The organism is Chryseobacterium sp. CH21, from assembly GCF_004119445.1.
GTDB lineage: Bacteria > Bacteroidota > Bacteroidia > Flavobacteriales > Weeksellaceae > Chryseobacterium.
Window position 1 is genome coordinate 1 of record NZ_QICI01000023.1, and the last position, 13,809, is coordinate 13,809.

Annotated in this window: 13 protein-coding genes and 1 pseudogene; 11 read left to right on the top strand and 3 right to left on the bottom strand. The window is 36.7% G+C overall.

Annotation, left to right across the window (positions count from 1 at the left end; genetic code table 11):
• Window positions 1-542: 542 nt before the first annotated feature.
• Together clpP and dnaG are read right to left on the bottom strand one after the other, a co-directional pair.
• A complete protein-coding gene (gene clpP / locus BOQ62_RS03800; protein ID WP_027373257.1) occupies window positions 543-1,229 on the bottom strand; it encodes an ATP-dependent Clp endopeptidase proteolytic subunit ClpP in 687 nt (228 codons plus the stop codon).
• Between the two features lie 113 nt (window positions 1,230-1,342).
• Window positions 1,343-3,328 (bottom strand): DNA primase, encoded by a 1,986-nt coding sequence (dnaG, locus tag BOQ62_RS03805; protein ID WP_129037259.1) that lies wholly within the window; start codon window positions 3,326-3,328, stop codon window positions 1,343-1,345.
• 280 nt (window positions 3,329-3,608) lie between these two features.
• On the opposite strand from dnaG, the gene tsaE reads away from it, so the two are divergent.
• The 9 genes and pseudogenes from tsaE to BOQ62_RS03845 all read left to right on the top strand — a co-directional run bounded on the left by tsaE (window position 3,609) and on the right by BOQ62_RS03845 (window position 10,833).
• Window positions 3,609-4,016 carry a tRNA (adenosine(37)-N6)-threonylcarbamoyltransferase complex ATPase subunit type 1 TsaE gene (tsaE, locus tag BOQ62_RS03810; protein WP_129037261.1) on the top strand — a complete coding sequence of 136 codons (408 nt, stop codon included), beginning with the start codon at window positions 3,609-3,611 and terminating at the stop codon, window positions 4,014-4,016.
• Between the two features lie 67 nt (window positions 4,017-4,083).
• Window positions 4,084-5,274: an alanine dehydrogenase gene (locus BOQ62_RS03815; protein WP_129037264.1), complete on the top strand. Its 1,191-nt coding sequence runs from the start codon at window positions 4,084-4,086 to the stop codon at window positions 5,272-5,274.
• Window positions 5,274-5,644: pseudogene (locus BOQ62_RS03820) on the top strand (hypothetical protein). The gene BOQ62_RS03815 and the pseudogene BOQ62_RS03820 overlap by 1 nt, the downstream one beginning before the upstream one ends.
• Window positions 5,645-5,661: 17 nt before the next feature.
• On the top strand, window positions 5,662-6,435 hold the full coding sequence (locus tag BOQ62_RS03825; RefSeq protein ID WP_121487112.1) for a histidine kinase: 774 nt from the start codon (window positions 5,662-5,664) through the stop codon (window positions 6,433-6,435).
• Window positions 6,410-6,910: a LytR/AlgR family response regulator transcription factor gene (locus BOQ62_RS03830; protein ID WP_228413652.1), complete on the top strand. Its 501-nt coding sequence runs from the start codon at window positions 6,410-6,412 to the stop codon at window positions 6,908-6,910. The genes BOQ62_RS03825 and BOQ62_RS03830 overlap by 26 nt, the downstream gene beginning before the upstream one ends.
• Before the next feature lie 5 nt (window positions 6,911-6,915).
• The gene (locus BOQ62_RS22925; RefSeq protein ID WP_228413654.1) at window positions 6,916-7,119 is read left to right on the top strand and encodes a hypothetical protein; all 204 of its coding nucleotides are present in this window, start codon (window positions 6,916-6,918) and stop codon (window positions 7,117-7,119) included.
• Between the two features lie 267 nt (window positions 7,120-7,386).
• Window positions 7,387-9,666, top strand: coding sequence for a cation:proton antiporter (locus tag BOQ62_RS03835; RefSeq protein ID WP_228413656.1), 2,280 nt, complete (start codon window positions 7,387-7,389; stop codon window positions 9,664-9,666).
• A gap of 104 nt (window positions 9,667-9,770) precedes the next feature.
• Window positions 9,771-10,172, top strand: a complete 402-nt coding sequence (locus tag BOQ62_RS03840) for a hypothetical protein (RefSeq protein ID WP_228413658.1) — start codon at window positions 9,771-9,773, stop codon at window positions 10,170-10,172.
• 133 nt (window positions 10,173-10,305) lie between these two features.
• Window positions 10,306-10,833: a hypothetical protein gene (locus BOQ62_RS03845; RefSeq protein ID WP_317127357.1), complete on the top strand. Its 528-nt coding sequence runs from the start codon at window positions 10,306-10,308 to the stop codon at window positions 10,831-10,833.
• A gap of 6 nt (window positions 10,834-10,839) precedes the next feature.
• On the opposite strand, the gene BOQ62_RS03850 is transcribed toward BOQ62_RS03845, so the two are convergent.
• Window positions 10,840-11,487 (bottom strand): hypothetical protein, encoded by a 648-nt coding sequence (locus tag BOQ62_RS03850; protein ID WP_129037268.1) that lies wholly within the window; start codon window positions 11,485-11,487, stop codon window positions 10,840-10,842.
• A gap of 446 nt (window positions 11,488-11,933) precedes the next feature.
• Here BOQ62_RS03850 and BOQ62_RS03855 point away from each other — a divergent pair, with 446 nt between their 5' ends.
• Window positions 11,934-12,956 carry a LysM peptidoglycan-binding domain-containing protein gene (locus BOQ62_RS03855; protein WP_129037270.1) on the top strand — a complete coding sequence of 341 codons (1,023 nt, stop codon included), beginning with the start codon at window positions 11,934-11,936 and terminating at the stop codon, window positions 12,954-12,956.
• Window position 12,957: 1 nt separating this feature from the next.
• Window positions 12,958-13,809 (top strand): PAAR-like protein, encoded by an 852-nt coding sequence (locus BOQ62_RS03860; RefSeq protein ID WP_129037272.1) that lies wholly within the window; start codon window positions 12,958-12,960, stop codon window positions 13,807-13,809.

The following is a 13,809-nucleotide window of genomic DNA, read 5'->3' on the forward strand; positions in this document are numbered from 1 at the left end:
CTTAAAAGTGCTTCGGGAATAAATTCTAAAACATCTTTAAGTGATATTTTGTGATCTTTAAAAACTGACATAAACAATTGATTATCAGCAATAAAGATACAAAAAATGAAATAATAAAACAAATTAAATGGCTGATAATCAATTAATTAAAATAATAATATTGAATATCTAAAAACAAAAAGTCGGAAGAAAAAATCTTCCGACCATGACTAGCCTTAAGGCGCTTTTTTTTATGAGTATATATAAAACCACCCCGTCAAAAATTCTTTGAATTTTTGCCACCCCTCCAGAGGAGGGGAATTCTTACGTCTTCAGTTGAAACTTTGATTGGGATTTTAATTTTTCTCTCACATCTATTCTTGGATCATGATGGGTGGATTCCTGCGGAATGACAAACTGCATGAATAAACCACCGCTTCAATTGTGTCATTCCGTAGGAAGCTAAGTATATTGTAAATAACTTGAAATGAGTGATTACAATATTATAATCCAACAAAAAAACCGCACCAGATTGGTGCGGTTTCCTATGATATTACCATCAATTATTTTTTCTCTGTAGATCTTTGTAAAACCTCATCTACCATTCCGTAGCCTTTCGCTTCTTCAGAAGTCATCCAGTAATCTCTGTCAGAAGATTTCTCAACCCATTCATACGTTTGCCCTGAGTGATGACCAATGATTTCATAAAGTTCCTGCTTCAATTTCAACATTTCTCTCAAGTTGATTTCCATATCAGAAGCAACTCCCTGAGCACCTCCTGAAGGCTGGTGAATCATAACTCTTGAATGCTTAAGCGCAGAACGTTTTCCTTTTTCCCCTGCAACCAATAATACAGCTCCCATTGAAGCAGCCATACCTGTACAGATTGTTGCTACATCCGGCTTGATGATCTGCATGGTATCATAAATACCTAAACCTGCATATACACTTCCACCAGGAGAGTTGATATAGATCTGAATATCTTTTGACGGATCAGCACTTTCTAAGAATAAAAGCTGAGCTGTAACGATGTTTGCTACCTGATCATCAATACCAGTTCCAAGGAAGATAATTCTGTCCATCATCAGACGGGAGAAAACGTCCATCTGAGCAACGTTTAATCTTCTTTCTTCCATGATGTACGGAGTAAGATTCGTTGGGCCATACATTCCCATATACTGATCGGTAACCAAACCGTTGTTTCCTAAATGTTTTACAGAGAAATCTCTGAATTCTTTTTTAATGTCCATATTTCTATTATGTATTATTTTTTAAATATTCTCAAGGTTTAAATTACAATATTTATTCCTAAAATTTTATAGGACTTTTTGTCACAGAATACCAAAAGAAATCTGACTTCAAATTATCTTTTTCTACCATAGATTCCTTTGATAGGCGAATATTCGATGATATTACTCAATCGCATGGAAGCTTGTTTCAATAACGTAATTTTCTTGATAAGCTCATAGTACTTTCCTTCATCAGTATCTCTGTACACGTCCAGCTCTTTATCTGTTTCTGTGATTAAATAATCAATATATCTGTATTTGTGCAGTAAAACATCTCCCTGAATCTGGTCTGCCACTTTATCACCATAATTAGGAGGATAAATATTTCTGGAAGCCCAGTTTTCAAGCTCATCCAAAGGAATTAAGGCATCTACAACCTTTGTGGTAATCTCCTCATCCATAAAAGATACAAAAAAGTTTCCACTTCTCAATTCATCCTTTTGAATTCCTTCCCTCACCTGAGTGATAATAATCTCATTTCCTTTGACTAAAAATGCATACTGCTCTTCTTCAAAATGATGAAGAATTTCCTCAATTACTGTAATCTGATATTCTTCACCCTGTTCATTTCTACGTTTCAGAATAATATCTCCAAATGCCAGCATGTGTTCAACAAGTTTATTCTCCATGAACAATACATCATACAGGAAAGGATCTTCTTTCTCCTTATCCAGAGGAACAACTTCCATTTTCGGAGCTGCTGCTTTTTCCTTCTGTTGCTGCTGAACATGATGCGTCTGATTCTGTGTAATCTGCTTCTGAACATCCAGTTCATTGAAAAGGCTCTGCTCTGAAAGTCCGAATTTATTGGATACTTCTTTCAGATAAACCTCTCTTTTCAGCGCATTCTGTACAAAAGAAACCGATTTTACAATATCCCTTATGGCTTCAGCCTTTTTGATAGGATCATTTCCGATATCTCTCAACAGAATTTCCGCCTTAAAGTCGATGAAATCCATCGCTTCATTTTCGATGTACTTTTCAACGTAATCCTGCGGATGTTTTCTGGCAAAGGAATCCGGGTCATCTCCATCAGGGAAAAGTAAAACACGGATATTCATGCCTTCCGTCAGGAGCATATCAATACTTCGGAAACTGGCTTTAATTCCGGCATTATCCCCGTCAAAAAGAATCGTTACGTTTTCTGTAAGCCTCTTAATCAGTTTAATCTGCTCTGTTGTCAGAGACGTTCCGGAACTTGCCACCACATTTTCAATTCCGGACATATGAAGTGAAATCACGTCCATATATCCTTCCACCAAAAGACAGGCATTCTTTCTGGAAATAGCCTGCTTACTCTGGTTTAATCCGTAAAGAACATTGGATTTATGATAAATCTCCGTTTCCGGTGAGTTGAGATATTTCGCAGTTTTGACATTATTCTTCAGAATTCTTGCGCCAAATCCTAAAACCCTCCCAGAAAAACTGTGAATAGGGAAAATAACTCTTTCTCTAAAACGGTCTACCCCTGCAGGAGTATTTTCCGGAAAAATAGAAAGTCCGGATTTTTCAAGAATTTCCTTGGTGTATCCTTTTTCAAGTGCATAAGCCGTAAAAGCGTTTTTCTTTTCCGGAGAATATCCTAGTTGGAATTTCTTAATAATATCATCCTTAAGCTCTCTTTCTTTGAAATAAGAAAGACCTATGCTTCTTCCCTCCTGATCATCCCAAAGGATCTCCTGAAAATAAGTATTGGCAACTTCATGAATCTTATATAAAAGATCTTTCTCTGTCTGGGCATTTTTTGCTTCTTCAGAAATTTCACGCTGATCTTCTTCAATTTCAATTCCATATTTTTTTGCAGCGTGGCGAAGTGCCTCAGGATAAGTAAAGTTCTCAATTTCCATAAGGAAAGAAATGGCTGTCCCCCCTTTTCCTGTTGAGAAATCTTTCCAGATCTGTTTACTTGGCGAAACCACAAAACTTGGAGACTTCTCTTCATGAAACGGACTGAGTCCTTTGTAGTTAGACCCTGCTCTTTTCAACTGCACATATTCACCCACAATCTCTTCAACGCGGATCGTGGAGAATATCTTATCAATGGTCTGTTTGGAAATCATGCTGTAAAATTAAGTATTTTTATGCAGAGTTGGTAGAGTTTGAGAGTTTCAGATTCGAGTTACGGGGTTCAGGTTTCGGGTTTCGAGTTAGAGGGTTTTAGGGTTGGAGAGTTAGTAAGTGGGAATTTTTCGGTTTTGTTGGGACGAGATTCGATTTATCAAGGTTTGAGGTTTGAAAGTGCTCATTTAGCATCCAACCTCCAGCCACTAATTTCTAATTTCTAGCTTCTAACATCTCATAAAAACTCATAAATCATTATTTTGCAAAACAAATTAGTATATGCAGTTCACTATCAATACAATCGAAGACTGGCAGGAAGTTGTTGACAGCATCATTCCTCAATTACAACATAATATTCTTTTATTAAAAGGAAACCTGGGAGCAGGGAAGACAACATTTACTCAATTTCTGCTTAAAAATATGGGCAGCAAAGATGAAGTAAACTCCCCTACTTATTCTATTGTGAATGAATACAATACAGAAAAAGGAAAAATATATCATTTTGATCTTTACCGTTTAAAAAATATTGAAGAAGTCTATGATATCGGTATTGAAGAATATCTGGATAATTCTTTTTTATGCATCATCGAATGGCCGGAAGTCTATGAAGAAGAGCTTTACGGCCTTAACTACCATACAATGAGCATTGTGAATACGGGTGAAAACAGAGAAATTTCATTCGATTAAATATTATGTATCTTTGCTCATTAATTGAGTGTAAAAAACAATCTGTAAGACATAATTTAATTTAAGGATGAGTACAAATATTTTTACTCCTTTCACAGAAGAAGAATTAATGCCGAAAGAGGAAAAATTGGATGTTATAAAAAAAGGAAAACAATTCAGTATTGGAATTCCTAAAGAAACCTGTCTCAACGAAAGGAGAACCTGCATTACTCCCGACGCCGTACAGGTGTTGGTAGAGCACGGCCATGAGATCATTATTGAAGCAGGGGCCGGAGAAGGTTCATTCTTTACAGATTTACAATATTCGGAATCTGGAGCGAAGATCACCAATGACCCTAAGGAAGCTTTCGGGCAGGATCTTATTCTGAAGGTGAATCCTCCTACAGAAGATGAAATTGAGTACATGAAACCTAATACGTATCTGGTTTCGGCACTTCAGATCAACCTTAGAGACAAGGAATATTTTTTAAAGCTTGCAGAGAAAAAAATAAACGCCATTGCTTTTGAATTTATCGTTGATGAATACAAGCAGTTGGCTTTGGTAAGATTAGTCGGTGAAATTGCAGGAACCGTTTCTATTTTATACGCTTCTGAATTATTAGCCTTATCAAATGGTTTAATGCTTGGAGGGATTACAGGAGTAAGACCTGCTGAAGTCGTGATTCTTGGTGCCGGTATTGTAGGCGAATTTGCTACGAAAGCAGCAATAGGTCTTGGAGCTAGTGTAAAGGTTTTCGACAACTCTTTATCCAAACTGAGAAGACTTCATACTATCGTTGACAGCCGTGTACCGACTTCTATTATTGATCCTAAAGAACTCAGCAAAAGCTTAAGACGTGCTGATGTAGTGATCGGGGCACTTCCAAGATTAAACATGACACCTATCGTTACTGAAGATATGGTCATGAAAATGAAAAAAGGCAGTGTCATCATTGATATCACGATAGATAATGGTAAAGTGATTGAAACTTCTGAATTAACAACCATGGAAGATCCTTACATCATCAAACACGGTGTTATCCATTGCGGACTTCCGAACCTTACCTCAAGAATGCCGAGAACCACCACCAAGGCTATCTCGAATTTCTTCCTTTCCTATATTTTAAATTATGACGAAGAGGGCGGCTTTGAAAACATGCTGATCCGCAAAAACGAAATGAAGCAGAGCTTATACATGTACAAAGGAAGACATACCAAGAAGATCATCTGCGACCGTTTCGGACTTACGTACCACGATATCAATCTTTTAATTTTCTAATGAAAAAACTGAAATTTTATGCAATAGGCTTCGTTCCGGGGCTTTTGATCGTATTTTTATTTTAAACAAAAAAGGGGCAAGCTGCAGCGGGTATTTACCCAACAGCCGTGTAATTGCGGAAAGCCTTTCCAAAGAATTCAAATATTCTGAAGAAGCTAAAAATGCAATGACGACCTACAAGATTGATGAGAAATTTATAAAAGACAGCATCATTACCAACGGAAAAGTAGATTTTGACCGCAGCCATGCACAAAAGAAACCATGTCCGGATTATCTTATAACTTACCCTGAAAAAAATCCTTCTTACGAGATCACTTTTGAAAAATGTGAGGAAACCGTAACAGTAAAAGAGCTTAAGAAACTTAAATAGTTGTTCAAAAATAAACTATGGAAGGCAACTACTACATGATTCATGATTATCTGATATTCATCGGAGTATTTGCCATTTTTCTGTTTCTGACGGTCAGCATTTATCTTTTCAGCCAGAATCAAAAGCTGAAACAGAGAAATACCAAGTTATCTGAAACCAACAAACTTATTGAACAGCGCCTGAATGAAGTCCGCCTGGAACATATCGGGACAAAGCTGAATCCACATTTGTTTAAAAACATTCTCAATTCGGTGCAATCTCACGCTTACCAGACGTATATGTCTCTGGATAAGCTGGCGAATGTACTGGATTATATTTTATACGAAAGCAATAATAAGTATGTAAGCCCGAAAGAAGAGCTCAATTTTGCGTTAAGCCTTATTGAGATTAATAAAATCAAGATCAATCCACTTTTTGACTTCAGGATCAAATCAAGGATTAATAAATCTGATGCATTGTATGAAGAAAAGGTATTCGCACCGCTGATTTCTGTGGATCTTATAGAAAATGCATTCAAACATACGGATTTTCTGGCTCAAGACTCTTTTATTTCCATTTATATGGAGCTTGAAAACGGTATTTTCACGATGAAAGTCAGTAATAAAGCTTCTCTGAAAAACATTCTGGAAAAGGAGAAAAGCGGTTTTGGAAGCCAGTCTTTTGACCAAAGGCTTAAGATGATCTACAGTACGTATTATCAACTGGAAAGAAGTTCAAAAAACGGAATCTTTACAGCGGAATTAAAAATCAATTTAGGAGAATTCTATGATAAAATGCGTTATTCTGGATGATGAATTACTGGCCATCAGTTATTTGAAACTTTTATGCGAACAGATTGAGAACGTAGAAGTAGTAAAAGCATTCAATGATCCTAAAATTTTTCTGAACGAAATAGACAGCCTCGACTGTAATGTGTGTATTCTGGATATTGAAATGCCTGGAATGACAGGTCTTCAGGTAGCTGAAATTATTTCTGGGTCAAAAAAGATCATCTTTACAACAGCTTATAAAGAATATGCTGCAGAAGCTTTTGATCTGAATGTGGTGGATTATGTAAGAAAACCTATCAAAAAAGAAAGACTTATCCAGGCCTTCGAAAAAGCAAAAGAACTGGTGGAAAACACGCCAAAAAAGCCTTCATCGAGTGGAATACTAATATTGGGAAAACGGTTATCTTCACAGAACAAATCTCTTATATTAAAACCTCTGAGATCGACAGCAGGGATAAAGATATCATCCTCAGCGACGGAACGACCATCGTTTTAAAAAACTTGAATTTTAAAAACCTTCTGGAAATGCTTCCTGCAAAAGATTTCGCTCAGGTCAACAAAAAAGAGATCATTGCACTTTCTTCCATTAAAGTATTTTCAACCAACGAAATTATTACGACTATTCCTACAGAACAACACACTTTCCTGAAACTTCAGATTGGGGATGCTTATAAAAATTCCCTAATGGAGCTCTTCGGAAAATAGACTTTCCCAACTCTTTCCGGTTTCGTTACAGAATATATGTCCTTTATTACAACTCCTCTTTTTCAATATTTAACCCCATTAATTTCGAGATTCCAATCTATTATAATGCTAAACAGCAGATTAGAATGAGAACTGAAGAATAGGCTTTGGACTCGGTTATTCATTCAAATAGATTTTATTACATTTTTTAGAACATTCATTACATTTTAAAAAAAGAGTATTTAACATAACTATATTCTTTTCAACTTTGCATAAAATATAGGAATCATGAATTTGGGGAAATACAAAAATTTAATTTTCTACATTACAACCATCGCAGTCTTTTCGTGCCTAATGTATTTTTTTATTATCGAAGGACAGACACTGGAAGTAAAAGAAAATATCGTTGCCAATACCAGCAGCGGCTCTACCTGGGAAAATTTCCTGGAATCCTTTAAAACCAATCTTCACCATCCTCTTGCTTTATTATTGGCACAAATTGTTACTATTATCATGACCGCCAGGCTTTTCGGATGGGTTTGTATGAAAATAAAGCAGCCCACTGTAATCGGAGAAATGATTGCAGGTATTGTGCTAGGCCCCTCATTAGTAGGAATGTACTTCCCTGAGTTCTCAGCCTTTCTTTTCCCAAAAGAATCATTAGGCAACCTTCAGTTTCTGAGCCAGATAGGCCTTATTCTCTTCATGTATATCGTAGGCATGGAGCTGGATCTGAGTGTATTAAGAAAAAAAGCTCATGATGCTGTAGTCATCAGCCATGCCAGTATTATTATTCCTTTTGCTTTGGGAATTGGGCTTTCTTATTTTGTATATCAGGAATTTGCACCAGAGGGCATTCAGTTTACTTCCTTCGCTTTATTCATAGCTATTTCTATGAGTATTACGGCATTCCCGGTATTGGCGAGAATTGTACAGGAGAGAAACCTTCAGAAAACCAAGCTTGGAACCATTGTTATCACCTGTGCTGCTGCCGATGATATTACTGCATGGTGTATTCTTGCTGCCGTAATTGCTATTGTAAAAGCAGGTTCTTTTGCAAGTTCTATCTATGTGATCATCATGGCCATTGCCTATGTATTTTTAATGATTAAAATTGTAAGACCATTCCTGAAAAGAATCGGAGACCTTCAGGCAGGAAAAAATACAATCAGCAAACCTATGGTGGCTATTTTCTTTCTGACTTTGATTTTATCAGCATATGCTACTGAAGTAATTGGTATTCACGCTTTATTCGGAGCCTTTATGGCTGGAGCGATTATGCCGGAGAATGCAAAATTCCGTACACTTTTCATTGATAAAGTAGAAGATGTGGCTTTGGTACTTTTACTTCCTTTATTTTTTGTATTTACAGGACTTCGTACCCAAATCGGGCTTCTGAACGACAGCCATCTTTGGATGACCACAGGATTTATTATTCTGACTGCTGTTCTTGGAAAATTTGCAGGAAGCGCCCTTACCGCCAGATTTGTAGGCATCAACTGGAAAGAAAGCTTAACAATCGGAGCTTTGATGAATACCAGAGGACTTATGGAGCTTATTGTACTGAATATCGGATATGATCTCGGCGTTTTAAGCCCTGAAATTTTTGCAATGCTTGTCATTATGGCACTTTTCACTACTTTCATGACAGGGCCTGCGTTAGACTTCATTAATTTTATTTTTAAATCTAAAAAAAATCAGGACGAGCCTAGTCACGAAAATGATTCCAAGTACCGCGTTCTCCTCTCTTTTGATAAACCGGAATCCGGAAGTACTTTGTTGAAGCTTGCACACAATTTTACCCATAAAATGAACGGCAATAAAAGCATCACCGCTATGAATATTGCTCCGGTAGATGAAATGCATGCCTACGATATCAATGAATATGAAGACTCCCAATTTCAGAATGTGATTGAAACTTCTCATGACCTTAATCTGGAAGTTACTACCCTCTTCAAAGCCTCTACCGATATTGAAAGTGATCTTACCAGTATTACCAATAAAGGACATTATGACATCCTGCTCATCATGCTTGGAAAATCAATGTATGAAGGAAGTCTGTTAGGCCGTTTACTGGGTTTTACAACCAAAATCATTAATCCTGAAAAACTTCTGAACACGGTAAAAGGGAAAGGAAATATATTCAACAATTCTCCTTTTGACGATTTCACCCTTCAGATTCTGGACAAGACCAATATTCCTGTAGGAGTTTTGGTAGAAAAAGACTTTAAAGCCGCAGATAAAGTATTTGTTCCGATTTTTAACCTGAGCGATTTTTATCTTCTTGAATATGCTAAAAGGCTGATCAATAACAATAATTCTCAAATTATCATTCTGGATGCTGCAGGACAGATCCGAAATAATATTGAGGTGAAAGAACTGATCAGAAGCATTGAGCAGGTAGCTCCTAATCATATCACCCTGTACAATGAGAAAAAGATTGAGAAAGATTTTCTGAATTCTCAGGATCTGATGCTGATCAGCAGCAAAAGCTGGAAAAATCTGATTGATACGAAGAGTCTTTGGCTGTCTGATATTCCATCAACATTAATAATATCAAATCCATAGCATAAAATAACACACCGATATTTCTATTTCTATTGAAGCTGTAAATATTATTCGTTGTCTGTAAAGAAAAAACGGGTATATTTATAGCTTCAATTTTTTGGGACATGCTGATTAACAGTGAAAATGGAGTTATAGAGCTGGAAGACTTTGCTACCACACTTTATAAAGGAATGAGTTTTGATCAGCTGAAACAGTCTGATTTTTATAAAGAAAAATATCATACTCTCTGGGATGTAAAAACCGGATATGTGTGGTATTATTTTAAGAGTATAGAAATAGCAGGCTACCAGGTATCTTTCAGTATATGCTTTTTCGGAGATCAGCTGGATAGTGTCCATATGAACACCTGGGAAAAGACGGATGCAAAAGACTGGAATGATTGGACAGAAGAAAAAGAAATGAACGTTTTCTACCGGAATAACTCTTTTCTGTCCAAAGTTCTTGGAATACCACCCACCCAAAAAAAGAAAACACCTTACCCAAGCTGCACCTTCCAATTTCCCTGAGGAAATATATGGTCGGTCTACGATCCAAGAAGTGCCAGCAGCTTTATGGGAATCAACTTTAATGAAGAGGAAAAAAACAAATAAAAAATAACTTATAACCAAAGAATAAGATAATACTATGTGCCGATACTCCATGATGGTTTATAAAGGTCATTATGCCTGTTTCAACTGCCAGAAAACTTTCAAACGCCGCCATCTGAAAGATGTGGATCGGGATGCTCAGGTCTCTGTGGAAGCCAAGTGTCCGGAATGCGGAAGTCTGATGGCCAATATGGGACTTGACTTTAAATCGCCGGCAAAAAATGACGATAAACAATGGGCTCACATCCGTGATTTGTATACAGTTGGAATCACTTTTCATTCATGTGGATGTTCTGGCCCCGGATATATTCCTCAGGATCGAAAAGCTATTATTCATTATCTGGAAAAAATCCGTTCAGAATATATGCATGCATTGGTATTTTGGAGATACCGCATAGAACCCGAAAATAAAAAGGAGCGCGAACTGGATTATCAAAAAAACAGTGGCCATCTATGGGCCGTTAACCGCAATGCTTTTAAAGAAACAGTGACTAATCAGGAAGGCATTAATTATTGGCTTAAAAGGATTACTGAAGTAGAGGAAAGGCTGAATATTATCAAAGCTGATCAACAGAAATAATAGACATTATTCTGCCAGTTTCAGAAGCTTTTTGAAACTCTCTGTCAAGTTTTTTTCCTGTTCAGATGGATAATCAGCATCGATATTAAATCCACGCCCTGCAGTATTATTGATCATAATGATATTTCCATTTTCAAAGTAATTCCTGGTTGTGATAACCTCTGACTTATTGAAATCAAAGGCTTCCGTATCATTATTCTCTTTCATTGCTTTAGTATCGTAGAAAAACGGTCGGTTATACCTGTACTCTTTCTCGAAAACAAAAGATAGCTGTCCGTTAAGAAGATAATATTCGATCAGCATTTGTCCCATTTCTCCATAATGTCTGGCAATAACTTTTTCCAATCCTTTATCTGTATAATAAAATGCTGCCTCTCCTCCTTCTGCAGATTCTCCTTCAATATTCTTCTTTTTGACAGAAGTCCATTTTGTCGTAGAATTGATACTTTTAAAATTAGCCTGAATAGGTTTTATCCTATTTTTTAAACTTTTACTGCCCGTAGTATCTTTCTCGTTAAATGTTTCCCCAATCTTTACTGTATCCTGTGCTTTAGTGGTAAAAAAAACAGACGCCTGATCGCCGGACTTCTGAGCATATACAGAGCCCCAACTGATCAATATTATGAAAACTCCGTGTAAGAATCTCTTCTTCATATTGTTTTTTTATAGCTTTAAAATTAATAATAACTTTTGGTTGTATTGTATATCATGAAACCACAAAAGTCACGAAAGTTTCTTGTTTGCTTGTGTTAAGTTACAACTCAAGCTTTGAAAAATCATTATAAGAGCTGGGATTCCTACGGAATGACAAACTGTATGGATAAACTATCATTCCAATTATATCATTCCGTAGAAATCCAACTGCATTAAACCAACAAGAAAGCATCAACAAAAACTCCAATCCTGACTAGCATCACAACTGAAGACGTTATAATTCCCCTCCGAGGGAGGGGTGGCAAAAATTCAAAGAATTTTTGACGGGGTGGTTCTCTGTACACCATCAATTTCATGTCGTAATTCTACTACAATTTTTAAAATTTAATCCAAAAAATAATTTCCAATAGAGTTTTTTAATAGCTTTATCAGATAATTCACATGGGATGGAAATTGATTTCTTACAATATCAGGTACGAAATGGAGACACGCTAACCTCTATCGCTTCCCGGCTGGGCATGACTGGCGAGGAACTGAAGCTGTTTCATAATTCCCATTGTCAAAAAATGGATAAGGTTTGGTTTGAAAACCTTAATCAAGTCAAACATATCTTTGTCCCTACAGATTTTAAAACCAAAGAACAAAAAGAGCAGGAAAGAAAAAATACCCTGCCCAACCAACTATCCGATTCTTTTTTTGCTAAAACATATACGGTCAATGAAACTTTTGAAAATTCGTTCGAATCTTCAGTTAACATCAATTACATCATTGAACTCACTCTTCGAAAAAACAAAAATACAGGTCAGCATATCCTGAATTATCTTCAGAAAGGTTTTAAATCCAATGGAGATACTTCTGATGATAAGGTAAGCAGTCTTTCTATTGCCTGCATGCAAAGCATTATGCCTCTTGAGTTTATTCTTAATGAACAAGGTAAAATCACCGGATTTGAAAACCATAAGAGAATTACGGATACTTTTTCCAAACAACGTAAAGAACTTGAAGAATTCTATATAGGAGAAGTATCTCAACATTATATGGATACATTTGAAAGAAGCATCAACGACGAAATGTTTTTATTAAAGCAGTTTCAAAGTACACTTCTATTTCAGACTCTATTCCCTAGGATAGATTGGTTTCAAAAGAAAACAAAATGGAAAGAATCTTTCTATTTTGTACAGAATTCCTTTCCTGTACCATGTGAAATTACTATTGAACAGGAAAATATAGAGGAAGACTCTGTTTCGACCATTTTGAATGGCAAAATCATTGAATTGTGCACTCCGCAAGAGATCATGCGCGGTATTCAACTTCAGGAATCAGCTTCTGAACCAGCATCAGGAACTATCGTATTAGAATACACCACTCATATCAAAAATAAAAATCTTCTCCAGGCAAAAGCTTCGGTTTTACTTGGTCATGAAGAAGAATTTATTCACCAACACCACATCAATATAACACAAGGATAATATGAAAAATTATGTCACACAGAAAGGCGATACATTCGGTTCATTAGCCCGGCAGTTCAAACTGAAAAATGAAGGTATTTTAAAAACCTATCATAATCTTCACTGCCCGCCGGAAGAGGTCATGCAGGAACCTGTTCCCGGAAAAACCATTTTAATTCCGGAAGATCCACAGCTTATGACTGAAGAGGCAGAACCTCAAAATACCTCCACTTCTTCACAGGAGGAAGCTACAGAGAAAATGCCCGAAAGTGAAGAAAACGCTACAGAAGAGCAGCCTGAAGGCGGAGAACAGACATCTGAAAATACAGAACAACAATCTAATAAAGAGGAAAAAAAAGATAAAAAAGAAGACAGTGGATCCAGTCCTCACGAAGGAAAATATTTCATCGTGCAAAAAGGAATCGTGCAATGCAATCAGGGATTTAAATTTCCAAAATTTAAAGTAACCAGCCACCAAAAGCATTACTGGAATGATGAGGAAGGACAAGCTGATTATCTCGCTGTAACTGAAGATGACCTTCAGCTTGATCCTGCTGCACAACCATTCGGACAGTGTAAACTTAAGCCAACCTCGGGAGGCTATCTTCCCTGTTCTTACGCTCCTGCCGGAAAATGGCAAAAAACGTATGAAAAAGTAAAGGTAATGGAAAAAAGCTGTCTTACAGAAATCTCAGAACTGATGTGCAGCACAGGAGGAAAAATAACGATTCTCAAGCACGGGCAGCAAAGTGAGGCAGGCAAAAGCCATGTGGGAAAAGCGAATACCCAGGAACAGCAGGTTTACAATCCCGTTGTGGATTTTGATGAATTCAAGGAAGATACGAAAGGTACAGACGAACTTTATTACAGCTAA